The sequence below is a fragment of the Paenibacillus solanacearum genome (genome assembly GCF_910593845.1).
Taxonomy (GTDB): domain Bacteria; phylum Bacillota; class Bacilli; order Paenibacillales; family NBRC-103111; genus Paenibacillus_G; species Paenibacillus_G solanacearum.
Map to the genome: position 1 here is coordinate 1 of NZ_CAJVAS010000036.1, position 24221 is coordinate 24221.

Below are 24221 nucleotides of genomic sequence, written 5' to 3' on the forward strand. Positions count from 1 at the left end.
CTCGGGCATCCTATTGCCATTTTTCAAATTGACACTATTCAAGAAGATATCTCTTTGTAGCTCTTCGTGGTATCGCTCCGCAGTCTGGTTTGGTGCTAAGAGATACATTTACGTAAAAAAAAGACCGCATCCCGAGCGAATGCGGTCCGTAACTGGACGAGGGCGGTCCCTTACGCGCCTCTCACGACTTCAAAGCCGTTGATGATAGCAGCCGCGAAGACGGCGCGGTGACGGCGGAAGTAATGGTACAGGAGGCGGGCGTCGGGGCACTCTTCGTCATACTGCCAAAATTGAAAAAAAATCATCGTCCGACCACCCTTGCGCCCGCAGACGTTCGATCGATTCAGCGACGGTTTGCGGAATAACGGGCTTCGCGAAGGTGCTCATACGCTCACTCCCCGAAGCTTGCGGGGCTTATGGATTTTAGCAGCTGCGGCCCGCATCAGTATGCCATCGCGAATGCTCCATAGAACAGGATGGCGCGAATGATGTATCGGCTTCTTGACGTCTGGCGTTGTTCTCATCGGGCATCACCTCCGAAAGAATGGGAACCTTGTTAACAGGATACCCCATCTATCAATCTAGTAAACGCCCGATAAGAGACGATTCGCTAACGGACACATGGCGCGCATCGGCAAAACCGACACCACGGCGCACCAGCCTGTGGATGCGAATGCGCATATGCGGATTCCGGCGCGTCACTGTTCCTCTTTCGGCGCGACCATTTCCTGGATCGCATCAAAGCGGACCGGCTCGTAGTTCCAATGTTCCACGCTCACATTGACGTATTGCGGGCCTTCATACTTTTGCCCGTGAATATGTCCGTGAATGTTGACATAAGGCATATGCTTATTCATGTACATCGGTTCGTGGGATAATAAATAAAAGCCGTTGTAGACGATCGGATATTCGCTGACTTCGTCAAATCCGACATCCAGCCACCAGCTTCGCGTTCTCCCCCGGTCGTGATTGCCCATAATTAAATATTTATAGCCGTTCAGCCGGCTGACAATCGCTCCGGTCTTCTCCCGATTCAAGAATGAGAAGTCACCGAGATGAAACACCTTGTCGTCCTTCCCTACGACGGCATTCCATTTATCGATCATCGCTTCATTCATTTGATCCGCATTCTCGAATGGGCGGGATTCAAAATCGATAATGTGCTTATGACCGAAATGATGATCCGATATGACAAATACGCTGCCCAATGCATCCAGCCTCCGTTTCAGTTACGATTCCGTGCCCCATCGCCTGTGCAGATGCGCTGCGATAGCCTAATCCAATGCCGGACATAGCTCTCCATAACGAAAAACCGCCGGAATTCGCAAATTCGGCGATTTGTTCGCTGCGGGATATGCCCCGCCTTATCGCAATCTGCGATGGGTCGGCGGATAGTTGTCCTGCTGCGTGAGCGCCCCCAGGACGAGGATAATGGCGGATATGATATGCATGATCATGCCCACGATCGGAATAAAGCCGATCATCGAGGTAAAGATCCCGACTACGCTGCCTAACCGGCCCGAACGTTCATTATGACAGATGAGCAAGGTGACCAGGTGTAAGGCGAGCATCACCCATAGGGCGGTGTATCCCGTAGAAATGATGAAGGCGCCTCCCAGAACCGGTATGCCCAGAAAAGCTTCCATGCCGCCCGTTACGAATTTCATGAGTCTAGATAAGCTCATTGGCGTTTCCTCCCGAATATGCAGCCCGCTATAGGGCTCCGTTGTTATGAGTTTATTATACGCTGCGGCGCTTCGTCAAACATCGGACTTAAGTCAAACCGGCTCCCCCGTCCATGGTCGGGGATGATATAGCAGCTGCCCTTCCGGAGCGACAACGTTATCTTCGCAGCATCGATAAGCGTCGACAGCGTATACGGTCACACATCGGATGCCCATACGTCATTCAGTGCAGAACGAAACAAGGTATTGAGCCGGTCATCATCCCCTTGCTCCTCCGAATGCTCCTGACGCTCCGCCATCTTGACCGCGGCCTGATCGTAACACGCCAGCTGCCGCTCCAGGAACGTATGGATCGGGGTCATCCACCGTTCCCCATCGGCTAGGTCGCCTCCGGACTTCTTGCGTTCCGACAGCTGCAGCATTGCTGCCCACAGCTCGCTTCCTTCCAGCACCAGGCGCTTCATTAGATCGGGAAAAGCAAGCGGAGGCATGGTGCGGTAGCGTTCAATCCACTGACAGGCCAGGATGGGGCGCAGCACGTAAACGTAGTTTTTGATGCGCTGCCGGTCCTTCTCAAGCAATCGGATGTTCCTCTTTGCCATATTCAAGTAATGACAGGCGCAAGACCTTGGAGAGAACACTGCTGCCGAGCAGTTGCGCAGCTGTGACGCTACCGACTCTCGCTGCGCATATACGATCGGCGATTGCAGCCATTCCAGCAGCGACGGGTTCGATTTGCGAAGCAGCCGGAGCGCTTTTCTCAGATCCCACCCGCTCAGATCCAGCGAGCTGCCCGCCGGACGTTGGATGACATCGCTTTGATCGAATATCGATAAATACCATGCCGTCGGCCGAATATATATAAACCGGACGTCATGGTCACTCTCCTCCGAATGAAGGCCCCATGCCCGGCTTCCCGCTTCGCAGGCGTACAGGATGCGCACGTGCTCTTCTTGTTCAATAGCTTGCAAAGCCGCGATCACATGCTGCGGAATTCCGCTCATGCGCCGATTCCTCCCTTACGATCATTTCGCTTCTCCTCTTGCCGCTACCGGGTATTCCCCTCCTAACATACCGCACCTGGGCTGCGACAGAAATAAATTACAAAAATTTAATATTGTTATGATTTGTTATCGAAGGAAAAAATAAGCGGAGTGGAGAACTATTGGAAGTGCTTACAATTATAAATTTGGGAGGTTATACGGATGAATCACAATAACCGATTCGCCGTCATGTCAATCCTGTGCGGGAGCTTGCTGTTATCGGCAGCTGCGGGCGCCGCGGCGGAATCCGTGAAGTCGGACATGGCCGTTCTGATCGGCAAGGCGGAAGCATCGTTTGCCAAGCAAAGCCTTCTCGTCGACAGCAGTCTGTACGCGCCTTATGAAGCGGCCGCCAAGCAGCTCGGGGCCGAGGCCAAGTGGAATGCCGGGACGCAGACGCTGACGCTGGTCCAAGCAGGCAATACGCTGGAGATGAAAGCCGGCGCTCTGTCCTATCGTATCAACGGGCTGGAGCTGGCAACGGCCACACCGCTTCAGGACATTGGCGGCAGCGTATATCTTCCCGTCCGTACCGTTTTCGAGGCGTTCGGCTACCAGATCGGCTACGAGAACAAGACACGGACCGTAAGCATGCAGTCTCGGATCGACACGAAGCCCGCTATGCTCGTCCACGGCATCTCGCCGGACGGCTATGTCACGGGGAGCGAGGTCAAAGTATCTATCTCCGCCTTTCATCATGTGCTGAAAGATTTTGCCCAGCACAAGGAGCCCAAGGCGGGAGAGGGCCACATTCATGTGTGGCTGGATAATGAAAAGCTGGATGCTGCCAGTGCGATCAAAGTGTTTAAAAATGAGCCGGTCGTCTTTCGCGACGTGAAGCCCGGCAAACATACGCTGACGGTGCAACTCGTCGGCAACGATCATAAGCCGATTCAACCGGAGGTCAAGCAGACGATTCCGTTCCATACCGTGTCCGTATCGATTCTGAAGGATCTGGATCCGAACCAGTCGGCCGGCCTGCGCATCGAAGGCGTCATTGCCGATGCCAAGCATCGCGTGTACACGGCAGAGATGGACTCGAAAAAGCTGTACAGAATCATGGCCGAGAGCGGAGCGATGGACGTCCTGACCGAGCTTCCCCGCTCAGGAACCGGGATGGCGTTTGATGCGGCGGGCAATTTATACATCGCCAGCGGCGGTCAGGAAGGCGTCATTTTCAAAGTGAACGCGAGCGATTTGAACGGCGGGCCTTTCGATACGTCGCGGGTGGAAACGTTCGTAAGCGGCGTGCAGGGCGCCAACGGGCTGACGTTCGATGCCAAAGGCAACCTGTACGTCAGCGGCGGCGCGAACGGCAATATTTACAAAGTCACGCCGGACGGGAAGTTAAGCACCTACCCGAGCGGCATTGCGGCGGAGCGCAAGGAGCAGCAGATCGTCGTCAACGGCATCGCGTTCGGTCCGGATGGCAAGCTGTATGTCGCCAACACCAGCTCGGGCGAGGTGAACCGATTTACGATGCAGGCGGACGGCTCCTTGGGAAAACTGGAGCGTATCGCGAAGAGCGAGCTGCTCTACGGAGCCGACGGGCTCAACTTCGGCCCGGACGGTGCGATATATATTGCGGCCAACGAGCGGAATGCGATCGTCCGCGTGAGCTTGGACGGGAAAGTGACGGAGGTTGCGCAGAACGGCAATCAAGGGCCGCTGGAGTTTCCAGCCAGCCTTCATTTTGTCGGAAGCAAGCTGTATATCAGCAATTTCGATCAGCCGCGCGGGGCCAACAATCCGAACGCTCCCGGGATCGGCGCTTCCATCGCGGTGATCGAATTCGGAAACGCAAAGTAGTTGGGCTGCGCCTTTCCACTCCACCGGGTTTATAGTATGCTAGCTTGTATAAGGGAGGCGAAGAAATCTATGGTAAAACAACTGATCGTCGGAGACGCCATGCAGGAGCTGACCGCTACGCGCCGCATTCTGGAGCGCTTGCCCGAGGAGCATATGACGTGGAAACCGCATGAGAAATCGATGACATTGAGCGGTCTGGCCACGCACCTGATCAATCTGCTGAACTGGCAAGTCGCCATCTTTCTTTATCCGGAATTCGATCTTTCGACCGTGCCGCTTCGGCGGGAGCCTCTGAACCGACGCGAAGACATGCTGGAGGAATTCGACGCGAACATCATTAAGCTTGAAAAGCTGTTAGCCGAATGCGACGAAACCACGCTCGGCGAACAATGGACCTTGCGGAACGGCGACCATATCATCCTGCGCCAACCGCGGGCGATCGCGCTTCGCACCTTCGGATTAAGCCACATGGTTCATCACCGCGCGCAGCTTGGAGTTTATTTGCGGCTTCTCGATATCCCTGTGCCGGGCCTCTACGGTCCCTCCGCCGATGAGGAAGGCAAATAAACGAGGACACGACGAACAGTCGCGGGGCATCGGCATAACCGCCGGTACTCTGCGACTGTTTTTTTACGGGAAGGACGCTACGTCATTTTCACGATAGCAATCTGGAAGAAATCTAGCTACGAAGTGCATGCTATAATAGCTGTAGTTAACATTTGAAATCATAATTGGAGGTCATGTCATGGAAACAAGCAAACCCGTAACGATCACGGTAGAAACGACGGTTCAAGCGCCTGTCGAGAAAGTGTGGGCGTATTGGACAGAACCGGAACATATCACACAGTGGTCTTTTGCTGCCGATGAATGGCATGCGCCAAAAGCGGAAAACGATTTGAGGGCTGGCGGAACGTTCGTTACCAGAATGGAAGCGAAGGATGGCAGCTTTGGATTTGATTTTGGCGGAGTATATGACGAAGTGAGAACAAATGAATTTATTGCATACACGCTTGGCGATGGACGAAAAGTGACGGTTACGTTTAGCCGTCAGGGTAATGCGACTCAAGTGACTGAGGCATTTGAAGCAGAATCTACCCATGAGATTGAGATGCAGCAAGCAGGCTGGCAAGCGATTTTGGACAATTTTAAAAAGTATAGCGAGCTTTCGAAATAAAGGTTACGTTGCTTTTCTCCGAGTCACTTGCTGAGAGTGGCTCTTTTCCGTTAGTACTTCGCGAGGTGAATCGGATCATGAGCGATTGTCGCAGGCGGCAGATTGTTTGAGGGCTTTTCTTTAGGAAAAAGCAGGTAAGTGTCACGTTTATTTCAACACAGGTCGACCGTTAGCTGGTTATGCATTCAAATGCTGCCGCGACAGCGAAAGGAACGGCAGCATTCTTTACCATTCGGCCAAATGGTTAATCGGACAACGGAGGATTGTACGTCATTCGCTTAAAGCCTTCCAAACATACGGAGAGCACCTGCATCGTCTCCTCCAGCGCATTCGGCTTCATCGATTCGCTGGCAAGCCGGAGCGCCGTCTCATTCAAGCCGCCCGAAATAAAATGAGCCGCGGCGTCAAGCGGAACCTTCTGAACGTACCCTTGCTCCTGCATGATCTCAAGCTGCTCCCTTAGCAGACGCATCGAATGCTTCTTATCCATTTCCCTCCAAACATCCCAGCCTAATATCGCAGGTCCGTCGATCAGCATGATTCGCCGGTTGCGGTCTTCAACGGCCGCCATCATGAATGCGCGGCAGCCGAGGTAGAGCTGCTGCCACAGATCTTCGCTTGTCGATGCTTCCTGCTCTACCCTTTCGGCAACCTCGCGCTGGACGTCTTCAAGGACGATTCGAAACAATTCCTTTTTGCTGCGAAAATGATGGTAGACCGCGCCCCGCGTCAAATTCGCTTCAGCAACGATCGATTCCAATGCGGCATTCGCATAGCCATGCTCGGTAAAATGCGTTCGGGCGACTTCGATCAGTTTGCGAATCGTTTCCGTTGTTTCCGCTTTACTTCTCCTCATGATCGATAGATTCTCCATTCATAAAACATTGGTGTCCCCGATTCCTATAGCTCCTTGATCATAGCGAGCGCATCCGGATCGCCGGACTTCACTAATGATCTTAATGCGTGGCGAACCATGCTCGGGCCATGCGCCCATCCGGCGCTTAGTTTGTCAGCCATCCAATTTATTGTGACCTGTTTACAATCCTTCGTCAAATCGTTCAAATGATTGGCCACTGACCTTCTGACATAGGTTGAACAGTCATCCAGCAATGGCTCCAGTAAAGCAAGATTACACAACGGATCGCCTTGTAACATGTTCATCCGCTTGGCCCACGGAAGCCGAGGACGCGTACCTTCGCTGACTAAACGGCGAACATGGAAGTTGGAGTCGTAAGCCCAAGAGGCGAGTAACTCCATACATTCCTCCGGATAACGGAGTATATACGGTCGTATGGCATATTCCGAAGTATGACGTTTGGTGATTTCATATAGCGCATCCATCGATATTCGAAAATGCTCCAACCCATATCGTTCCACGAAATAGGCGACAGGCATCAGGAAGAACCCTTCCGTGAACATTCCCTGCTCCGTATCATTCTCCGGACCAAGTATTTGTAACAAGATAGCCAGTTGATCGGGATATTCGAACGGCAATGCATCATGCAGCTCTTCTGCGATTACTTGGACTCTGGCCTTTAGTTCCAGCGGTTCCACATGATCCGCGACAGCCGTAACAAAATGAGATACTGGAAAATCAGGATAGCAGGGCTTGATTGATTCGGCTAACCGGATACATAGTTCTTTGCCGAAATAATTTTTCAAAGGTACATGCGTCCCCATACGAGTGTCTCCTTATTTCCATGTGTTATCGACATACTGGCTGCTGAACGCCTCCGTCGGAGGGATGACGGTAATGATATCGAGCAATATCCCGTTGGGATCGGAAGTGATGAAATGCCGCTGTCCAAACTCCTCGCTCCGAATATCAAGCTTCAGGGGAAGTTTCGCCTGTTGAATGAGGCGTTCGTATTCGGCATCCACATCATCTACCTCAAAGTTAAAGATCATCCCCTTTACCGTCGTCCTATAAGGTTCGGGAATCGTTGGGTGAGCGGCATCGAGAATCGCCAATTCGAAAGCCATGTCATTTTCGATTCTTTTCAAACTGATATACCAATCCGCCTCGAAAACTTTCTCGAATCCAAAATGCTCGATGTAAAATGCAGCCGTGACCAGAACTTGATCTGTTAAGATGACGGGATAAAAACTGGATATTTTCATGGGAAAAGCCCCTCTCGGATATGATAAATGAATTTTAACATACATACTGTATGTATGTAAATGGTTTTAAAAAAAATCAGTTGGTATGTCAAAAGTTTGTGCGACCCGTACATTCTCCTCCGCATCATCTACGAAATGACCTCCGCGGGCGCAGCGTCATGCCATTGAAGGGTAATATCATAAATACGCGCATCCGCTTTTCGCCGGCCCATGCAATAAGAGACGGTTAAGAAGCTCAGGGGCAATCCCGAGCCGAAGTGCCCACTCTTCAAGGTATCCATGTTCCGGCCATATAAAAAACACACCGCCCCATCGCGGCGGCCTCTGCATCTCTGAGTTATCGTTCTCCGTAAACTACAGCAACATTTTCAATTCACTTTGGGCCATGCTATTTGGGGTACCGCCAACAAAACGCGGAAAACGTACGCTAAGCGAAAATTTATCCAAATAAGCCGGATAATCCGTACGCTAAGGAAAATCCGGCTCGTTTTTATCTCTTCATCGGTGCACGACTCTAGAAGGCCATTATCTTACTCATATCTCTCGTAAATGTTGTAAATGTCATTCGAGTCATCTTGTTCTTATTCTTCATTTGACAGCTGTTTGAGAGGGCGTAATCCTTTTAAAGATGCGATTTGTTTTATATCAAATTTGTATTCGCCTAGGAAATTTATGTGTTCCCATCCAAGAGGGGATATGTGTTTCAACAAGTCCTCATTTAATTGCTTGCTGCTCTTTCTAAATTCTGTTGCTTGGGTCAAATAGACCGTATTCCATACACTGATTGCATTGATGAGAATATTCAATGCGCTGGCCCGCTGGAGCTGGTCTTGCAGAGCACGTTCACGCAGCTCGCCATGCTTGCCGAAGAAGATCGCTCTGGCCAATGCGTTCATGGCTTCTCCTTTGTTCAAGCCCCTGTGGATTTTCCGTCGTAGCGCCTCACTTGAAAGGTAATCCATAATGAAGATGGTTTTTTCGATTCGTCCCATTTCCCGGAGTGCTGCGAATAAGATCCAAGCTTCCCCGTTATTAGGGATGCAGAAACCGTTCCTTCCCGGATTGAATGCGCCACCCGCAACACATCATCGTAGTTCTCTTGAATGATCTTTGTATTGATCTGTCCGCGCAGCAGCTTCTCCAGTTTCGAAAAATCGCTGGACTTCCCGATGGTATAAAGCATGGAATCTGAAAGGTCACGTAATCGCGGTGCAAATCGGAAGCCAAGAAGGTGTGTCAAACCAAAGACTTGATCGGTATATCCGGCTGTATCCGTATAATGTTCTTCGATGGCTAAGTCTGTTTCATGGTGGAGTAATCCATCAATGACGTGCACCGCATCCCTAGCGTTTGTATTAATCACTTTAGAAAACGATCGTTTTTTGGACTATTAATAGATGCAAATAAACAAGACATGATTTGACAAGTTAATATGTTATTTTGATCTTGTAGCAAATCGAATTTATCTCGAAGAAAGGTGATGATTGCATGGTTGACGTCCAACTATTCTTACGCCGGTATAATGAGGTGTGGAACGAACCGGATGCTGAGAGGCGAAGGAGAAGGATCGCCGAGCTATGGACTGAGGAAGGTGCTCACTATATGGAGACAAACGCTTTTGTCGGACATGTGGCGATCGAGGACAGAATTAGATCAACTTATGAGCGTTATGTCGGGACGGGGGAATACATTTTTGAGATCGACTCATCCTTTAACTATCATCATGATGCCGTAAGACTTCGGTGGTTCATGGTACCGCAGAGCGGTGGGAATGTGGTTGCCGCAGGCACGGTGTTCATTCTTCTTGACCAGTACGGCCGAATTCAGACCGATTATCAATTTTCCGATGCGATCTAGAAAAGAGGTGATTCCAATGAAAAGCTATCGAGCTCATATGGGTAAGGGGCTGTCGGGTCTCTATAAGACCGAGCAGGACGTACCGGTTCCTGGACCGGGAGAAGCTCTGATTCGCGTAAAGGCCTGCTCTCTCAATTTCCGGGAAATGATGATCATCTTTCAGGGACGCTATCCGTTACCTGTTCGCCAGGATGTCATCCCCGTCTCGGACGGCGCTGGCGAGGTTGTTGCGGTCGGTGAGGGCGCAACACGCGTAAAACCCGGAGACCGCGTAATGGCTTCCATCTTCCCCAACTGGCTCGAGGGTCCGTTCAACATGGATCAAGCAGCACAGCTTGGAGGTTCTCTCGACGGCATGATGGCTGAATACGTGGTGTTAAGGGAAGAAGCCCTTGTAACGGTACCCTCGCATTTATCCGACGAAGAGGCAGCGGCTCTGCCTTGTGCCGGGGTTACGGCATGGCATGCGCTGCAATGCGGCGTTCCCATACAAGAGGGAGAAACGATTCTAACGCTCGGTTCGGGGAGCGTTTCGTTATTTGCACTGCAATTTGCTAAACGGCTCGGTGTCCGAGTCATTGCAACAACATCATCACCGGAAAAGTCCGAACGCTTAAAGGCACTCGGTGCGGACGAAGTGATCAACTACAAGGCACGACCGGAGTGGCACATGGCTGTACGCGAAATAACCGGTGGCACTGGTGTCGATCGAGTCATCGAAGTCGGCGGTGCGGGTACGCTCACGCAGTCGGTCATGTCAACGGCTCTGAATGGCCAAATCAGCTTGATCGGCGGCCTTGCCAACCATGTTGATAAGGTCGACTATAATGCCCTCGTCTCTAATGTCTATTCGCTGCACTCCATTGCCGTAGGCAACCGAAGCCATTTTTCTAATATGGTCCGCTTCATGGAAAGCCACCAATTAAAGCCTGTAATTGACCGTGTGTTCTCGTTTGACGAATTTGATCAGGCGCTGGTTTATTATAAAGACAGCAACCCTTTCGGTAAAGTTATTATTCGAGTAAGTTAAAGATGTGTATATGAATTAACGGAGCCTTGCAATACCTTTGCGTATTGCAAGGCTCCGTTATACTTACAAAAAAACGGAATCTCTCGCTGAGAATTCCGTACAGAATTGCTGGATTACAGTAAGCTTAATACATTCATAATGATCTCCGGTTCCAACCGGCGCATAAAATTGGGATCGACATACGCATAGCGTATGACGGAATTCCGATCGATCACGAAAGTTGCGGATACTGGCAAAAACCATTGCCCGTTTGCATTATATTCATCCAAATTAATCGCGAGCTTCTCGTAAAGCTCTCTAAGCGAACTGGATACTTCGTAACGCAACTTGAATTGGTCGGCCACGCTGCCGTTCGTATCGCACACGACAGCAAATGGAAGCTCCTCTTTCTCTTGACGGCTTATTGAGTCTTCTGGTTTTTGGGGGGAAACTGCAATCAAGTTAGCACCTGTCGATTTGAATTGTGGCAGCATCTCCTGGTACGCCCGCAACTGCAAGTTGCAGAACGGACACCAGCTCCCGCGGTAGAACGTCAAGATAACAGGTCCTTTGGCAATGTACTCACTTAAGCTAACCGGTGCACCAAGCGAATCCTTCAAGGTAAAGTCAGGCGCTGTGTCGCCGGCCTGCAAGCCATTTGCGATGCCCGATTGCTTCAAATAATCGATGGATTTCATCAGGATTTCGTGTTCGGCAGGCAGGCTGCCGCGGAACTCCTCTTCCTTGATCAGCAGATGTTTGTTCAATTGACCATCCATATTTATTCAACCTCCTATGTTTTGTGGTGCAAAGTTAGCGTATCATGTAAACAAGACAGATCTTGACTTGTTCAGTACTCTTGATGAAAAAGGAGAGGATATGAATGCTGAAATCACAGCGGCTCATTCAGCTTATCATGGTCATCAACGTCAAGAAATCATTCACCGTGCCAGAGCTGGCAAAGGAATTTGGCCTATCGACGCGCACCATCACGCGCGATCTCGAAGAGTTGAGCACGCTAGGCGTTCCTATTTACTCCGTACAGGGGAGAGGGGGAGGATACCGGTTGCTGCGCGAACGGATGCTTCCTCCCATCACATTCACCGAGAGCGAAGCGGTCGCCATGTTTTTCGCCTGTCAGTCCTTGGAGTTCTTCGGGTCTCTTCCATTCGGTGAAGGGGCGGCCACTGCGCTGAACAAATTTTATCATTACCTGCCTGCAGATGTTAGACAGCAAATAGAGCGTTTGAGAAACAAAGTGGCCATTTGGAGTCCATTCCGGTCCATGTCTTCCTCTGTGTTACAAACGCTGCTGCAGGCCGTCATGCTTCGCAGCGCCGTTACGATCACATACAAATCCGGCACAGAAGAATCGACAAGGGATATTCAGCCGATCGGCCTGTACGCAAGTCAAGGGTATTGGTATTGCCCGGCTTTCTGTTTCCGCCGTTACGCATACCGACTGTTTCGCGCTGACCGGATTCTTACGGCCACCACTAATCCCTCTATTCAATGCCTAGACGAAGTAGATGAGCGGACAGTAAAAGATTGGGACAAAGCGGAGTGGCTCGCGAAGCCGAAAAAGGATTTTGTCGTCTCGTTTACGCCCTCGGGCGTGCAGGCGGTGTTATCGAACGGCAGGTTCGCACCTTACCTTGAAATGAGGGACGACGCGAGCGCGCTCGCTCGTATTCAGGTGCCAGTCGACAATATTTCCTTTTATGTAAATATGATATGGGCGCTTGGCGAAGAAGCTGAAATTGTGGAGCCGCCCGAAGCTGTAGAGATGATCCGGCAGAGGATCAAACGGATGAATAACAAATATAACCGATGAATATTGCATTCGAATTTCGTCTAAATAAATGAGATAAAAAAACAAAAATCGAGTGAGGTCATTCAAAATGGAAACGAGGAGAATGAACATGAGAAAAGTAGTTGTATCTGAGTTAGTGTCGCTGGATGGCATCATGGAAAATCCGCATTGGACAGCCCAATTCCGTAGTGAAGAAACAAAGCAATTCAAGTTCAATGAACTGAAGGCAAGCGACGCTCTTCTGCTTGGACGCAAAACGTATGATGAATTTGCAGCGGCTTGGCCTAAATTGATTGAACAAGAAGGGGAATATGGCCGAATGATGAATGGTTACCCCAAGCACGTGATTTCAACAACCCTGGAAAAAGCGGAATGGAACAATTCATCGCTGATCAAGGGCGAGATCACGGAGGAAATATCCAAGCTGAAGCAGCAACCCGGTAAGGATATCTTGGTATTTGGCAGCTGCACGCTCGTTCAAACGCTGATGCAGCTTGACCTCATCGACGAATATAGGCTCATGGTTTTCCCAGTTGTCCTCGGAAACGGAAAACGCCTCTTTGGAGAAGTGATCGATAAGAAAGTGCTAAAACTGGCGGAAACAAAGACATTCGCTTCAGGCGTCGTTGTTCTGACTTATCTTGCGGAAAGAAAAGATTGATCAGGAAATCAACATCCATGTGGCTAAATCCTAAACATTTGAAGTGGTTTTAAGATCCTCGCGATATCGTGGACCGGTATTGGATGCTAGCTCATATAAATTAATTGTTGTGCTAACGGGTACGAGTTCAATAAACTAACAGGCTGCCATGGCAGCCTGTTTTTGCACACATAGGGCGTATGGTCCAATAAATATACCTTAGCGTACGTTATCCGCGTTTTGTTGGCGGGACCCCTATTTAGAAATAAATCGTTTTTGTTGAAATATATTGACCACCTTGAAGCAAAACTAATTTTTCAGAAACATTATTATTTAACCATTCTACAAAGGCTGATCCATTATAATTGACTCCCCATTTTTCTCCGTCCTTATAAATCCAATATTCGTGATCTATTTCTTTATTGTATAACCACCCTAGAAATTCAGTCTGTAATTGCTCAATCCGCTCTCCCAAAGCCTCTGAAATATCAATAAACTCCTGGTGTATTCCAAAATCAATTCCTACAATCATACTCTCTGCTCCTTTGTGTTATTTAAAATTTGGTATTTACCCCATCTTCCTACACCGGTTTTTTAGGTAGACCACAGCCCCACAGTTACTCCAATCGCACTAACGCGCCGCTTGCGTGACACTTGTTGTTTAACGCTAGTAAGATGGAGACCTGACTTCACGTCTCACTTCTTCGATGATCTCCCGAACCCCTTCCTCGATCTGCTCCGGCTGGACCCGCGAGATGCTGATCCGCAAAAACTTCTCCCGCTCGATATAATCCGATAAGTAAAATGGCTTGCCGGAGACGACAAAGATATGCTTAGTCGCAAGGCGCTCGATGAGACGTTCGAGATTGACCGTCTGAGGCAGCTTGAATTGCACAAACACTCCGTAGTGAACATCAGATCGTTCCAGTAACTGCGCGCCGTTATACCGCTGGACCGCCTCGTTCAGAGCGCGAATCCGGGCTGCATATTGGCTGCTTATTTTGCGTTTATGCCGTTCGTACATGCCGTTTTTGATATACACTTCGAGCGCAGCCTGGGACAGCAGCGAAGTATCCGCATATCTTTTGTATTCATGGAACGTCCCGAGCAGCTTCTCCGGCAACACGGCGGCACCGAGCCGGAGTCCGGGGAAAATGATTTTCGAGAAGCTTTTCAAATAAACGACGTGCGACGTGCCGTTATAAGCATAAATCGGATCGAGACCCGGTTCTTCGCCCAAATCGGCCATATAATCGTCCTCTACGATGTATACGTCATATTTGCTTGCCAATCGGGCGATCGCTTTCCTCTCTTCCGCGCTGTACGAGGTCCCAAGCGGATTGTGGTATCTCGGCATCGTGTAGAAAAACTTGATTCCGCCAAGCTTGAATTTCTCCTCCAATTCCCGCAAGTCGATGCCAGCCGACGTACGGGCGATTCCGCATACCGGAACGCCTTCCGTTTCAAGAAACCGCAAATACAGATCGTAGCTCGGCTGCTCAACCAGGATCACCGAATTCCCGTTCGGAAACGGCATCCTCGCCAACAATTCAAGCACCGGTGAGATACCCGACGTGATGATGATCCGCTCCGCCTTGGCAAATACTTGATCTGCCGCCAAATGGGAGACGAGTGTACGCCGAAGCGTCTCCAGCCCCTTCGAGTCGCCGCATGTAAACAGATCGTATTTGTATGTGTCCACTGCTTTGTTCAAGCAGTGCTGGAAATCCAAATACGGAAACACGCTCGGGTCCGGCATAGCAGAAGCGAAATCGATTGCCTTGCTCTCCGTGACGCCCGTCCGGCTTCCGGGCTTCTCCACCACATAATATCCGCTTTGCGCGATCGAGTAGATGGCATGCCGTTTCATAAGTTCCGCATATGCCCGCGTAATCGTACTGATGCTGCATCCGTACAGCTGCGCGGCTGTTCGCACGGAAGGCAGCTTTTGCCCCGAAACGAATTGCCCTCCGTCTATTTTTTGCTCCATATCGGAGAGAACATCCTCATATCTTTTCATACCGCTCGCCTCTCTTCCTCCTGCCATTATATAGGATACTCGGTTAACTGTATCGATACACTTTGACAAAAATGCTATTGTTCCAAGCGGCAGCGCGGCTTATCATGTCAAATAACGGAGGTGCGTTCGCGAATACAGCTCCAGTTAGTTAGAAGAAAGAAGGAGGTTCTTCACACAGCCCGTCTGGATTGAAATTCTGCGGAAAAGTCCGCGATGCGATAAGATGCGATAAATAGAACGGTCCGTACAAACTATTCATGCAAAGGAGTCGATAAAAAATGTCATCCGTTAATCCAACCGATCATTTCTCCCTATTCCGTGAACGTCATTCCGTTAGATATTTTGATGCGTCGCATAAACTTAGCGAGCAAGAAATCAAGGAGCTTCTGAACATTGCGGGCAGCGCCCCGTCGTCTTGGAATCTGCAGCATTGGAAGTTCGTCGCCTTCACCGAAGCGGCCGCCAAGGAAAAGCTGCTTCCGGTCGCCAATGGCCAGAAACAGGTCGTCGACGCTTCGGTAACGATCGCCATACTCGGGGACTTGGAAGCAGGCCGGAATGCCGAAACCGTGTACGGGCCCGTCATCCGTGCAGGACTTGAGGATGCTTACGCAGGCTATCGCTCTCATCAAGCGCTGTTCGATCAAATCGAAGAAGCGTATGCGGTTAGCGAGTCTTCCTCCTATCGGCGCGACGAAGCGATTCGCAACGCATCGCTGGCCGCCATGCAGCTCATGCTCGCCGTAAAAGCGATGGGCCTCGATTCCGGCCCGATGGTCGGCTTCGACGCCGACGCCTTCGTCAAAGCGTTCCATGTCCCGCCGCGTTATGTCCCGGTCCTGCTCGTCGCCATAGGCAAGGCGGCCAAGCCTGCTCGAGCGACCTCCCGTTTCCCAGTGGAGGATACGATTGTCTGGAACGGGTTTGAGCTGGACAGCGATCTATAATTGAAAAACAACCACCGTTCGCGCACATCTAACGCAGCCTGATTAGACTTCGTTAGATTTTTGCCATCGTGGTGATCTGTTTCCTTATACTCTTTTTATTCAATCAAGCTCTGTTCATATAAAAGGATTCGAACTCAGCAACAGAGTCAAACAGGTTCAAAACCACACCTTCTGTTCTTAAGTGATGCTCTAACTTCTCGATAAGATGCAGAACGGCTAATCGCAATGGCTCGAAATCTGTTGGATCCAACAACGCCACAAGATCTGGGTACCCATGACGAATATAGAACGCCCGATGCTCACCCAAATCAACCTTACCGGGCCAGCGTCCTTTTTCCGCGGCATACAATATTCGAGCAAGCCCGTCTTGTACACCGCTAGCAACGAAGAAAGCTGTTTCGTAATGGCCTTTCTCGCACGCGGTTAACAGTTTGTTCAGCATCCCCCTTGCCTCTTCATAGTACCCTTTCATTCGCTTTTCAAATGAGCGAGTCTCTTCTTGATTATCTTGCCGCTCCGATATAAGGCGAGCCGTATCTGCCGTCAACTTCTCACACGCCAATATAATCTCATCTGGATTTAGGCTGAACATCATAGTATCGAGGTATTGATCCAGTTGGTCCGGCTTTATGGGAAGTTCCCTGACTTGCTCGCGATAGTGGCCCCAACTGCGCTTATAGTAGATTTGGTTCAAGAGGCCAAGTGACTTCACAATGTTTCCAGCAATTTCTCGAGCTTTGATTCGACAATAGGATAACTCCTTGGGATTGTCGGCAAGCCGCATCTTCGCCAAGCTGATAAAACATTCCGTTAACACCGTTTCGGCCTTACTGATCATCGCAGGTGTTTTAGACCCGCTTCCCATGCTGGATATCGTCGCGCGTAGTTCCGTGAATCTCGCAAGATCATCCTCTGATCGTACATACAGCAGCTCACAGTCTGCTATAATCGTCGTGCTCCAGTCCTCGAACGTTGCCATTCTCTCAGCACGTTCCCATCCGATCGGCCAAAAATCAAAACTTATGCCGTCGATTATAAACTGGCATTCTACTTCTCTTCCTCTGGCTGTGGCCGGAATGAAGAAGAAATCCAAATCGGACCGCTCCGTCGCTCGCCCCTGCAAATAGGATCCGTAATATCCGACGATCGCGACATCTTGGGGATAGCTTGTCTTAATGTGATTCACTATAATATCAGCGACAGCAAAAACATCAACCATCGAAAAACCTCCCTGCTTTATTTCAAGTTTTGATTGTGCCCTCATGAAAAAATATTCACCATTACGTTAATTTCCAACAGCAGACCACTTCGGGCTAAGCCCCCTACTTGCCAACTAAAACGAATATGTTTCGATCAGGCGCTTGCATTACAGCTACGTATCCGCCGTTTGGGTTAGGGAATGGAGTGCGAATCCATTTCACTTGATCGTTTGATTGTAGCGATTCGAAAGTGCCGCGAACATCCTCAACAACGATTTCTATTTCGGCAACTGCAAGATTGGGATTGTTCTTGAGAACTAACTGAGCAGTTCCTTCCGGAAAACTCATTCCGATAAGCTTCCACTGTTTATCTTCATCTTGGAACGCTTCCCAAGCCTTATTGAGACCAAGTGACTGATAAAAGTCTACCGACAATTCGATGTTTTCTGTGTATACTGCAGTACACTCAATTCTTTTCCACATATGTATTGGCCGTCCTAACATAAGAATATACGTTCTTATACATCATATACCAAATTTATCCAAATAAGCAATGCAAATTCCCCGTCAGCACCCCGAAAATGGAAAACAGCGACAGCCATGGACAAGAACATCCCTGTCCAGACTCTCACTGTTTTACTGAACTTGTCATATCCGTTACATCGAGCCGCCATACTGCACGATTACGGGATCTCGTAGTTTTTTAGCGGCATGCCTACATATTCGCGGAAGGAACGAATCCGGTCGGCCTCGAACTCAAAGGCAACCGTAAGCTCATTGCGATAAGGCAGACCGTTCAGCATGCCCTCCGCGCGAAATACGACAATCCCCCAGCGTTCGTTCTCAAGCTCGATGAGCGGTGTTATCTGCACCTGCAATACCGAGCGCTCGAACCGGATCAATGCCTCGAACCGCGCCTTGCCCTGCTGCTCGTGGTTCCACCCTTCAAGCGGGAGCGGCACGAAGAAATGGAAATCTTCCGTAACCCTATTCACAAAATCTGCAGTATGCCCTGTTTCAAAAGCCCGCTTGAAAGCACCGAATACTTCACGGTTTCGGGATGGTCCCGAACCTGCGGCTCTCCCCATGAACGAATCGTTCAGCTGTATTTCATTGGTATGAAGCTTCGATTCAGCCATCGCTATCGCCTCCTGAATGTTTTTTTGAATGTGATCCGCTTTTACTTAACAAGCTTAAGCTGGCTTGAAATGACACCCAGGTGAATCGCTTCGTGCATCAAAGCGAAATTAAACAAGTCACCGGCTGTCACGAATGAGAACGGCCCCATTGCATACGGAGACGGCAGCTTCCGTTCGAGCATTTCAGGTGTCAGTTCGGCAAGCCGGGACAGCTGCGCCGTTAACATCCCAATCAATTCTTCCTTGGGCGGAGGCGTTTCCGCCCAATCGGACGGTTTCGTCCCGGAGTTGAACAGCGCCTCGCATTGCAGCGGTATGGCGGATGGGAAGCCGAAGCTGAGCGATACGTATTTATCCATCCAATACACGATGTGACCGATATTCCAGCGAACCGTATTGCGGAAGCCCTCCGGTTGGATGTCCATCTGCGATTCCGATACCTCCTGCAGCTGGCCGATGACGATTGAGCGAAGCACATTCCCTGTGCGGATAATCGATTGTGTCATAATTGAATCCTCCTCTTGGTCGGTTGTTCGTTTCACACTTACAGCTTACCTCCATCTGCCGCTTCGCAACAATCACGTAAATCCGATGCTATCGATCGGTTTCAGTAATGATTTATTTAGAAATTGCTGGAACCGGGGTTCAGCGATTATAATGACGGAGGAAGATCGATCACCGAAAGGGGCATCCGCATTGGAACTTCGACAGCTTGAATACTTTGCTGCCATTTGTAAGGAGATGCATTTCTCCAGGGCGGCTGAAAAGCTCTGTACCACCCAGTCGAATTTGAGCCAGCAGATCAAGTTTTTGGAGAACGAGATTGGACTTCCGCTATTTGACCGCATCGGCAAGCGGATCGCGTTAACGGACGCCGGACGCATCCTGCTCGAGCAAAGCCGCAGCATCTTCGAGCATGTCGACTATGCCAAGAGGGCGATATCGGATCTGAAGCAAATGGAAGGCGGCAGGCTGGACATCGGCATTTTACCGGGAGATGGCGATTTGCTGTTCGACGCTTTGCTTATCGATTTCCATAAAACGTATCCGAAGCTATCGATCAGCGTGACGGAAACCACGGATGTATACGAACAGGTCCTTGACGGCACGAGAGATCTCGGAGTGACCACGGTGCCTCTCAAGCCTGATGAGAGTATTGCGGTAATTCCCTTATTTCACGAGGAGTTTGTGCTGGCCGTCCGGTCGGATCACCCTCTGGCGAAGCTAAAGGCCGTTCCGTTCGAACAGCTGCAGGAGCTGAAGATGGTCCTGTTCGGTCCCGAGCATCAGATTACTAAGGTCATCCAGTCCTGCTGTCTTGAAAAAGGAATTACGATGGACAACCCGATCGTAACCTCCACCTTATCGACGCAGCTGTCCTTGGTCGAGCAAGGCATCGGAGCTTCCATTCTTCCCAAGCTGCTGCTGGATTATTTGAACCGTGAACAGATCGTTGGCGTGAAGCTGCTGCATCCGACACCCAGCCAAGACATTTGTATCCTCTATCGGACGGACAAATTTATGGGGCAAGCTGCCAAGCTTTTTATACAAGAATTGCAGGCTTTCCTGCAAAGCGTCATGAATCATACCGGCCGCTCGTCAGGCTAGCGGAAACCGTCGATACACGATAGGACGCCGGCGCGGCGCTTAATGCCGTCCCGCCACTTGACTGCATACCAAAAAAGCCCCGGCGCTGTCTGGCCGAAGCTTGCGGATTGCTCTCCTTCAACGATTGTAATACGCACTCAACGACCCCCTATGGAAATTTGTTCCTTTTCCATCTATTCTCCACAGGCAGCGCCTTTTCCTCCTCTAGTCAACCCTGCTATCTTACGCTGTTGGGTGGCTGACACCCCCGCTAGCCTTCCTCGCTTTGATACTCTAATATGTCCCCAGGCTGGCACTCCAGTGCTTTGCAGATCGCCTCCAAGGTGGACAGCCGAATGGCTTTGGCCTTTCCATTTTTCAATATCGAAAGGTTAGCCATGGTAATGCCAACTCTCTCCGCAAGCTCGGTTACGCTCATCTTCCTTTTTGCGAGCATCACATCAATATTGATGATCATTGCCATATTATTCACCTCAGACGGTTAAGTCATTTTCCGATTTGATATCAATCGCGTCTTGTAAGAGCCTCTGGAGAACCGCAGCAAAGACGGCAATCACCAAGGAGGCAAAAATCAAGATCATCCCGATAATGATGACCCCTGGGGCATCGTCTCTCTCGGCGATCAGATAAAAGAGCGGCATGCCGGCCACATACAAGCTGCTGATGATGATCGCACAGTACTTAATACGTTTTAAAGCCCCAACGGACAATTCCGAGAACGCATTGTTCTTGTCAATATAGCATAAAAGCTTAAATGCTTGATACAGGGCGAAGTAAAAAGGGATCGCCGATGCGTAAAAAAGAGTCATCACGAGAAATTTCAAAAAAGGGAGCTCCGGGTACAATACGACTGCATATTTCCCTATCTCCGGCACCAGAAAGATACATAAAGCCAGAATCGGAATTCCAATGCAAATCACAGCGATCTTTAAAAACAACGTCGTTCCATGTTTCACAATAAGCACCTCACTTATGGAATCTCGATTTGAATGTAACACATAATTTATCGTTTTACAATAAAAATATATTTATTCATATGATTTATTTATTGTTAAAATTTCCACTCCAGCCTGATATTGCGACTTCAAAGTCAAGAGCAGGTCGCCGCGGCGCCTGCTCCGTAGAAATGCATGCTCTCTAACGTATGGATCAGCCTAACCCTCCTGTGTAGTGACAGCTTCGGTATTTGCGGAACCCGGCAACCATCCGGCTCGCCTGCTCTGCGCGCTCTTCCAGCGATCCGCTCAAGATAATATACGGAATGTTGCGTACTTGAAGATCGGCGATGATCTGTTTCTGGAAAACGTGTCGCTGCACCTCTCCTGATCGATCCCACGTATCGTCGTAAGGCATATCCGTATCGCATACAAACACGAGATCATAACGGGAAGCGGCTTCCACAGCCCGCTGCGCTAACAACGGAGTCGCTTCGCCATGGTAATATAGCGAGAACATATACGTCGTGATCGCGTTCGTATCGACGAACAGCATGCCGCGCGCATCCTGTACAAGCTTCTCTTCCCGCTCCAGATGTCCTTCCGCAATGTCCTCCAGCTGCCGAAGCGTCAAACGCCGGTTAACCTGGTGCTTCTCCCAGTACTCTCTGCCGTACTCGGGCATCCATACCGTATCATGCCGCTCCGCCATATGGGCGGCGAGCGTCGTTTTGCCTGTGGACGGCGCCCCGAGGAACACGAATCTTGCGATCATATCCCGGTAAACGACCGGGCTCAGGAAGTGCCGGTTCGCATAAGGATCATCTCGAACCTGCGTGCCGGATACCGGAACCATCAGCCGGTCAGGATCGACTTGGCGGTTGACCGCCCCGAGCGCCTGACTCATATGATCGCCGTAGAACTCGCTGGAATAAAAATGCGTAATTGGTTTTCCCCCGAGCCGTTTCAATATATACGCCTCCTGCATCCGCTTAATCTCGGGGGTATCACCCATAGCCTCCGGGCCGTCCCAAGCTTCGATCACCTGCACTTGCGGATAAAGCGTTCGAATCCAATTCGCCCTGACGTTCAGTGGAATATCGATCGTGTCCGGGCAGTCGTAGATCACGACGATCACTTCATCCGTTTCCTCCATCGCCGTCTCGATCATCCGCTGATGACCGCGATGCAGCGGCGCAAATTTCCCTAGTGTCAAGCCTGTTCGGTGTTGGCGCATGTCCCGTTCCTCCTGTCGAGCTGAAGCTCACGCTTCCAGGCGATATACCCGGCCGTGGCGATACATAAGAAGATTGCATATAGAAAAGCTACCGCATACAGCTCTTTGTATGCATACATGGCGACCGACATGACGTCGACCGCCATCCAGCACAGCCAGTTCTCCAATACTTTCGACGACAACAAATACTGCGCAATCAGGCTAAGCGTCGCAATGAGCGCATCGGCGTATGGAATGGAAGCATCCGTGTGCGTTTGCAGCATGTATCCCCAGCCGGCCGTTACGATTACGAGCAGCACCCCCATCAGCATTGCCTCGCGGAGCGTGATCGTACGGGTGGGACGGACTTCGGCTCCCTCTCTTTTCGTCAGCCATACGATCCAGCCGTAAATGCTTAGCACGAAGAAGAAGACCTGCAGCGTCATATCCGCATATAACTTGGCTTCCTCGAACATATAGAAGAAGCAGCCAACATTGACCAGCCCGACCGGCCAAGCCCATAGCTTCTCTCTTGCAGTAAGCCACACGCACCATAGTCCTGTCGTCGTCGCCACGATCTCGAGCGTCGTGGACGAGGTGAGCACGGCAATCGCCACCATCAGCAGCATGAGTACGGGTAACATCCAACGTTTATTCATCTGAAGCTCCTCCTTGCTTTCATCCGGATTTTCATGCATACTAACGCTTACTTTAGGTTATGCATCGTCCCGCCACATTAATTGTCATTACAATAATATCAACATGACATTATCGATAATTAAAAAAGAAGGCCTTAGCTGTATATCGACAGCTGCGGCGTCACATCGGTAAACCGGTACAGCTGCGCAGCCCGCTGAGAATAGCGGTTGGACAGCTTCGGCTCTCCCTGGCGGTCTGTTACTTCCTCGATAATGCCCTTGCGGCTTTGCGTAGAAGTGATTTTGCGAAAGAAGTTCTTCTCCTCGAAATCCGGGACTACGGTTTGGATCACTTGATACAGCTCGCTAATCGTGAACTCCTCCGGGAGAAATTCGCGTGCGATCGTCGTCGTCAGCATTTGGTAACGAATTCGCTGCAGCGCTTCGGTCAAAATCTCCCTATGGTCGAACGCCAGCTCCATGCGGAGCGCTTCCTCCACCGGAAACAGCTTCACGTCCGCGGCATCGTCATCCGCCCGACGGGCAGTGAGGTTCTTCTCCTGAACTAACGCGCAGAAGGCGTGAGAGAGGATCCAGCCTCGCGGGTCGCGCCCCGGCTTGCTGTATACGTTCAAGTATTCCATGTGAACGTCCGCCACGCCGGTTTCCTCCCGCAGCTCCCGCCGCGCGCATTCGTACATGCTCTCCGACTCCTTGCAAAATCCGCCGGGCAAAGCCCATTGCCCTTCATACGGCCAGCTCTTCCGCTGGATGAGCAGCACCTGCAGCTCGCGCACCGGGAGCGCCTTCTTCGCGGTATTCTTCTCCGTAGAAGTAATGGTGAAGATCACGATATCGCTCGGCGCGCCGTCCGGCGTCCGGTATTTGCTCGCCGTGTAGTTGGACTCGTTCTCGCTGCTCTCGTTTCGGGCCATGACCTCACCTGCCTGCCGTTAAGGTTTGTGTATTTCGATTTGATATTATCATTATGACATTTTTATTAAAAATGTCAAGCGCCGCAAAAGCCTATTTTGCGGCAGTTATGGATAAGAAGTAGTCGATGATTGCAATGTTAAAATTCGAGCATGTGTCAGGAATCTCCACTGAACACGCTTTATTCGGCTCCCATGAAGTTAATGCGTCTTTCTTGGGCGATAGCTTTTGCTTGATATCCCGTAATAGTGGACTTCGATTTCTTTTGGCATCTTGCGAAACGACCGTGAGTTTCTTTCCACTTGCTCTATGTTCAACTTTTCCAACATACTTCAAGTGCATCTAATATTTAAGCATTTCCAATTTAAACCATAAACAGAAAAGCCGCCTCCATTTAACATATAGAGACGGCTCATGACAATAAATTATTGCTGA

General features: G+C 50.2%; 28 protein-coding genes and 1 pseudogene. 9 read left to right on the forward strand and 20 right to left on the reverse strand.

What is annotated here, in order from left to right; all coding sequences use genetic code 11:
• Window positions 1-170: 170 nt before the first annotated feature.
• The 4 genes from KXG62_RS34445 to KXG62_RS26035 form a co-directional block, all read right to left on the reverse strand.
• Window positions 171-305 carry a hypothetical protein gene (locus KXG62_RS34445; protein WP_281426998.1) on the reverse strand — a complete coding sequence of 45 codons (135 nt, stop codon included), beginning with the start codon at window positions 303-305 and terminating at the stop codon, window positions 171-173.
• 393 nt (window positions 306-698) lie between these two features.
• Window positions 699-1208 (reverse strand): metallophosphoesterase, encoded by a 510-nt coding sequence (locus tag KXG62_RS26025; protein ID WP_218094958.1) that lies wholly within the window; start codon window positions 1206-1208, stop codon window positions 699-701.
• A 156-nt stretch (window positions 1209-1364) separates the two neighbouring features.
• The gene (locus tag KXG62_RS26030) at window positions 1365-1685 is read right to left on the reverse strand and encodes a hypothetical protein (RefSeq protein ID WP_218094959.1); all 321 of its coding nucleotides are present in this window, start codon (window positions 1683-1685) and stop codon (window positions 1365-1367) included.
• 197 nt (window positions 1686-1882) lie between these two features.
• Window positions 1883-2689: a nucleotidyltransferase domain-containing protein gene (locus KXG62_RS26035; protein ID WP_218094960.1), complete on the reverse strand. Its 807-nt coding sequence runs from the start codon at window positions 2687-2689 to the stop codon at window positions 1883-1885.
• A 201-nt stretch (window positions 2690-2890) separates the two neighbouring features.
• On the opposite strand from KXG62_RS26035, the gene KXG62_RS26040 reads away from it, so the two are divergent.
• The 3 genes from KXG62_RS26040 to KXG62_RS26050 all read left to right on the forward strand — a co-directional run bounded on the left by KXG62_RS26040 (window position 2891) and on the right by KXG62_RS26050 (window position 5711).
• Window positions 2891-4537: a stalk domain-containing protein gene (locus KXG62_RS26040; RefSeq protein WP_218094961.1), complete on the forward strand. Its 1647-nt coding sequence runs from the start codon at window positions 2891-2893 to the stop codon at window positions 4535-4537.
• Between the two features lie 69 nt (window positions 4538-4606).
• Complete coding sequence (locus tag KXG62_RS26045) at window positions 4607-5104, forward strand: DinB family protein (protein ID WP_218094962.1); 498 nt, start codon at window positions 4607-4609, stop codon at window positions 5102-5104.
• A 178-nt stretch (window positions 5105-5282) separates the two neighbouring features.
• Window positions 5283-5711 carry an SRPBCC family protein gene (locus KXG62_RS26050; RefSeq protein WP_218094963.1) on the forward strand — a complete coding sequence of 143 codons (429 nt, stop codon included), beginning with the start codon at window positions 5283-5285 and terminating at the stop codon, window positions 5709-5711.
• A gap of 244 nt (window positions 5712-5955) precedes the next feature.
• On the opposite strand, the gene KXG62_RS26055 is transcribed toward KXG62_RS26050, so the two are convergent.
• From KXG62_RS26055 to KXG62_RS26070, 4 genes and pseudogenes are all read right to left on the reverse strand, one after another.
• Complete coding sequence (locus tag KXG62_RS26055) at window positions 5956-6567, reverse strand: TetR/AcrR family transcriptional regulator (RefSeq protein WP_218094964.1); 612 nt, start codon at window positions 6565-6567, stop codon at window positions 5956-5958.
• 44 nt (window positions 6568-6611) lie between these two features.
• On the reverse strand, window positions 6612-7391 hold the full coding sequence (locus KXG62_RS26060; RefSeq protein WP_218094965.1) for a hypothetical protein: 780 nt from the start codon (window positions 7389-7391) through the stop codon (window positions 6612-6614).
• Window positions 7392-7403: 12 nt separating this feature from the next.
• On the reverse strand, window positions 7404-7832 hold the full coding sequence (locus KXG62_RS26065) for a VOC family protein (protein WP_218094966.1): 429 nt from the start codon (window positions 7830-7832) through the stop codon (window positions 7404-7406).
• 581 nt (window positions 7833-8413) lie between these two features.
• A pseudogene (locus tag KXG62_RS26070) lies at window positions 8414-9204 on the reverse strand (Tn3 family transposase); the annotation flags it as partial.
• A gap of 116 nt (window positions 9205-9320) precedes the next feature.
• On the opposite strand from KXG62_RS26070, the gene KXG62_RS26075 reads away from it, so the two are divergent.
• Window positions 9321-9689, forward strand: a complete 369-nt coding sequence (locus KXG62_RS26075) for a hypothetical protein (RefSeq protein WP_218094967.1) — start codon at window positions 9321-9323, stop codon at window positions 9687-9689.
• Between the two features lie 16 nt (window positions 9690-9705).
• Entirely contained in the window at window positions 9706-10719 is a 1014-nt protein-coding gene (locus KXG62_RS26080; RefSeq protein WP_218094968.1) for a zinc-dependent alcohol dehydrogenase family protein, read from the forward strand.
• 113 nt (window positions 10720-10832) lie between these two features.
• Here the strand turns inward: KXG62_RS26080 and KXG62_RS26085 are convergent, their stop codons facing one another.
• The gene (locus KXG62_RS26085) at window positions 10833-11477 is read right to left on the reverse strand and encodes a peroxiredoxin-like family protein (RefSeq protein ID WP_218094969.1); all 645 of its coding nucleotides are present in this window, start codon (window positions 11475-11477) and stop codon (window positions 10833-10835) included.
• A 104-nt stretch (window positions 11478-11581) separates the two neighbouring features.
• On the opposite strand from KXG62_RS26085, the gene KXG62_RS26090 reads away from it, so the two are divergent.
• Both KXG62_RS26090 and KXG62_RS26095 read left to right on the forward strand, forming a co-directional pair.
• Entirely contained in the window at window positions 11582-12532 is a 951-nt protein-coding gene (locus KXG62_RS26090) for a helix-turn-helix transcriptional regulator (protein ID WP_218094970.1), read from the forward strand.
• Between the two features lie 88 nt (window positions 12533-12620).
• A complete protein-coding gene (locus tag KXG62_RS26095; RefSeq protein WP_218094971.1) occupies window positions 12621-13172 on the forward strand; it encodes a dihydrofolate reductase family protein in 552 nt (183 codons plus the stop codon).
• Window positions 13173-13410: 238 nt separating this feature from the next.
• Here KXG62_RS26095 and KXG62_RS26100 read toward each other — a convergent pair whose 3' ends face one another.
• Complete coding sequence (locus KXG62_RS26100; RefSeq protein ID WP_218094972.1) at window positions 13411-13683, reverse strand: hypothetical protein; 273 nt, start codon at window positions 13681-13683, stop codon at window positions 13411-13413.
• 135 nt (window positions 13684-13818) lie between these two features.
• Window positions 13819-15171 carry an aminotransferase-like domain-containing protein gene (locus KXG62_RS26105; RefSeq protein ID WP_218094973.1) on the reverse strand — a complete coding sequence of 451 codons (1353 nt, stop codon included), beginning with the start codon at window positions 15169-15171 and terminating at the stop codon, window positions 13819-13821.
• Window positions 15172-15449: 278 nt separating this feature from the next.
• On the opposite strand from KXG62_RS26105, the gene KXG62_RS26110 reads away from it, so the two are divergent.
• Window positions 15450-16118: a nitroreductase family protein gene (locus KXG62_RS26110; RefSeq protein ID WP_218094974.1), complete on the forward strand. Its 669-nt coding sequence runs from the start codon at window positions 15450-15452 to the stop codon at window positions 16116-16118.
• Between the two features lie 103 nt (window positions 16119-16221).
• Here KXG62_RS26110 and KXG62_RS26115 read toward each other — a convergent pair whose 3' ends face one another.
• The 4 genes from KXG62_RS26115 to KXG62_RS26130 form a co-directional block, all read right to left on the reverse strand.
• Window positions 16222-17337, reverse strand: coding sequence for a hypothetical protein (locus KXG62_RS26115; RefSeq protein WP_218094975.1), 1116 nt, complete (start codon window positions 17335-17337; stop codon window positions 16222-16224).
• Window positions 17338-17440: 103 nt separating this feature from the next.
• Entirely contained in the window at window positions 17441-17800 is a 360-nt protein-coding gene (locus KXG62_RS26120) for a VOC family protein (protein ID WP_218094976.1), read from the reverse strand.
• A 200-nt stretch (window positions 17801-18000) separates the two neighbouring features.
• Window positions 18001-18405 (reverse strand): nuclear transport factor 2 family protein, encoded by a 405-nt coding sequence (locus tag KXG62_RS26125; protein ID WP_218095015.1) that lies wholly within the window; start codon window positions 18403-18405, stop codon window positions 18001-18003.
• 92 nt (window positions 18406-18497) lie between these two features.
• Entirely contained in the window at window positions 18498-18962 is a 465-nt protein-coding gene (locus tag KXG62_RS26130) for a DinB family protein (protein ID WP_218094977.1), read from the reverse strand.
• A 190-nt stretch (window positions 18963-19152) separates the two neighbouring features.
• On the opposite strand from KXG62_RS26130, the gene KXG62_RS26135 reads away from it, so the two are divergent.
• The gene (locus KXG62_RS26135; RefSeq protein WP_218094978.1) at window positions 19153-20064 is read left to right on the forward strand and encodes a LysR family transcriptional regulator; all 912 of its coding nucleotides are present in this window, start codon (window positions 19153-19155) and stop codon (window positions 20062-20064) included.
• A 250-nt stretch (window positions 20065-20314) separates the two neighbouring features.
• Here the strand turns inward: KXG62_RS26135 and KXG62_RS26140 are convergent, their stop codons facing one another.
• The 5 genes from KXG62_RS26140 to KXG62_RS26160 all read right to left on the reverse strand — a co-directional run bounded on the left by KXG62_RS26140 (window position 20315) and on the right by KXG62_RS26160 (window position 23788).
• The gene (locus KXG62_RS26140; RefSeq protein WP_218094979.1) at window positions 20315-20527 is read right to left on the reverse strand and encodes a helix-turn-helix domain-containing protein; all 213 of its coding nucleotides are present in this window, start codon (window positions 20525-20527) and stop codon (window positions 20315-20317) included.
• Between the two features lie 10 nt (window positions 20528-20537).
• Window positions 20538-21020, reverse strand: a complete 483-nt coding sequence (locus KXG62_RS26145) for a DUF2975 domain-containing protein (protein WP_218094980.1) — start codon at window positions 21018-21020, stop codon at window positions 20538-20540.
• A gap of 193 nt (window positions 21021-21213) precedes the next feature.
• On the reverse strand, window positions 21214-22236 hold the full coding sequence (locus tag KXG62_RS26150; protein WP_218094981.1) for an AAA family ATPase: 1023 nt from the start codon (window positions 22234-22236) through the stop codon (window positions 21214-21216).
• The gene (gene pnuC, locus KXG62_RS26155; RefSeq protein WP_218094982.1) at window positions 22212-22874 is read right to left on the reverse strand and encodes a nicotinamide riboside transporter PnuC; all 663 of its coding nucleotides are present in this window, start codon (window positions 22872-22874) and stop codon (window positions 22212-22214) included. The genes KXG62_RS26150 and pnuC overlap by 25 nt, the downstream gene beginning before the upstream one ends.
• Before the next feature lie 134 nt (window positions 22875-23008).
• On the reverse strand, window positions 23009-23788 hold the full coding sequence (locus tag KXG62_RS26160; protein WP_218094983.1) for an NUDIX domain-containing protein: 780 nt from the start codon (window positions 23786-23788) through the stop codon (window positions 23009-23011).
• Window positions 23789-24221: the final 433 nt, after the last annotated feature.

Coding starts and splice junctions, on each gene's coding strand:
- KXG62_RS34445 (WP_281426998.1), bottom strand. CDS start 305: ATGATTTTTTTTCAATTTTGGCAGTATGACGAAGAGTGCCCCGACGCC.
- KXG62_RS26030 (WP_218094959.1), bottom strand. CDS start 1,685: ATGAGCTTATCTAGACTCATGAAATTCGTAACGGGCGGCATGGAAGCT.
- KXG62_RS26035 (WP_218094960.1), bottom strand. CDS start 2,689: ATGAGCGGAATTCCGCAGCATGTGATCGCGGCTTTGCAAGCTATTGAA.
- KXG62_RS26040 (WP_218094961.1), top strand. CDS start 2,891: ATGAATCACAATAACCGATTCGCCGTCATGTCAATCCTGTGCGGGAGC.
- KXG62_RS26045 (WP_218094962.1), top strand. CDS start 4,607: ATGGTAAAACAACTGATCGTCGGAGACGCCATGCAGGAGCTGACCGCT.
- KXG62_RS26050 (WP_218094963.1), top strand. CDS start 5,283: ATGGAAACAAGCAAACCCGTAACGATCACGGTAGAAACGACGGTTCAA.
- KXG62_RS26055 (WP_218094964.1), bottom strand. CDS start 6,567: ATGAGGAGAAGTAAAGCGGAAACAACGGAAACGATTCGCAAACTGATC.
- KXG62_RS26060 (WP_218094965.1), bottom strand. CDS start 7,391: ATGGGGACGCATGTACCTTTGAAAAATTATTTCGGCAAAGAACTATGT.
- KXG62_RS26065 (WP_218094966.1), bottom strand. CDS start 7,832: ATGAAAATATCCAGTTTTTATCCCGTCATCTTAACAGATCAAGTTCTG.
- KXG62_RS26075 (WP_218094967.1), top strand. CDS start 9,321: ATGGTTGACGTCCAACTATTCTTACGCCGGTATAATGAGGTGTGGAAC.
- KXG62_RS26080 (WP_218094968.1), top strand. CDS start 9,706: ATGAAAAGCTATCGAGCTCATATGGGTAAGGGGCTGTCGGGTCTCTAT.
- KXG62_RS26085 (WP_218094969.1), bottom strand. CDS start 11,477: ATGGATGGTCAATTGAACAAACATCTGCTGATCAAGGAAGAGGAGTTC.
- KXG62_RS26090 (WP_218094970.1), top strand. CDS start 11,582: ATGCTGAAATCACAGCGGCTCATTCAGCTTATCATGGTCATCAACGTC.
- KXG62_RS26095 (WP_218094971.1), top strand. CDS start 12,621: ATGAGAAAAGTAGTTGTATCTGAGTTAGTGTCGCTGGATGGCATCATG.
- KXG62_RS26100 (WP_218094972.1), bottom strand. CDS start 13,683: ATGATTGTAGGAATTGATTTTGGAATACACCAGGAGTTTATTGATATT.
- KXG62_RS26105 (WP_218094973.1), bottom strand. CDS start 15,171: ATGAAAAGATATGAGGATGTTCTCTCCGATATGGAGCAAAAAATAGAC.
- KXG62_RS26110 (WP_218094974.1), top strand. CDS start 15,450: ATGTCATCCGTTAATCCAACCGATCATTTCTCCCTATTCCGTGAACGT.
- KXG62_RS26115 (WP_218094975.1), bottom strand. CDS start 17,337: ATGGTTGATGTTTTTGCTGTCGCTGATATTATAGTGAATCACATTAAG.
- KXG62_RS26120 (WP_218094976.1), bottom strand. CDS start 17,800: ATGTGGAAAAGAATTGAGTGTACTGCAGTATACACAGAAAACATCGAA.
- KXG62_RS26125 (WP_218095015.1), bottom strand. CDS start 18,405: ATGGGGAGAGCCGCAGGTTCGGGACCATCCCGAAACCGTGAAGTATTC.
- KXG62_RS26130 (WP_218094977.1), bottom strand. CDS start 18,962: ATGACACAATCGATTATCCGCACAGGGAATGTGCTTCGCTCAATCGTC.
- KXG62_RS26140 (WP_218094979.1), bottom strand. CDS start 20,527: ATGGCAATGATCATCAATATTGATGTGATGCTCGCAAAAAGGAAGATG.
- KXG62_RS26150 (WP_218094981.1), bottom strand. CDS start 22,236: ATGCGCCAACACCGAACAGGCTTGACACTAGGGAAATTTGCGCCGCTG.
- pnuC (WP_218094982.1), bottom strand. CDS start 22,874: ATGAATAAACGTTGGATGTTACCCGTACTCATGCTGCTGATGGTGGCG.
- KXG62_RS26160 (WP_218094983.1), bottom strand. CDS start 23,788: ATGGCCCGAAACGAGAGCAGCGAGAACGAGTCCAACTACACGGCGAGC.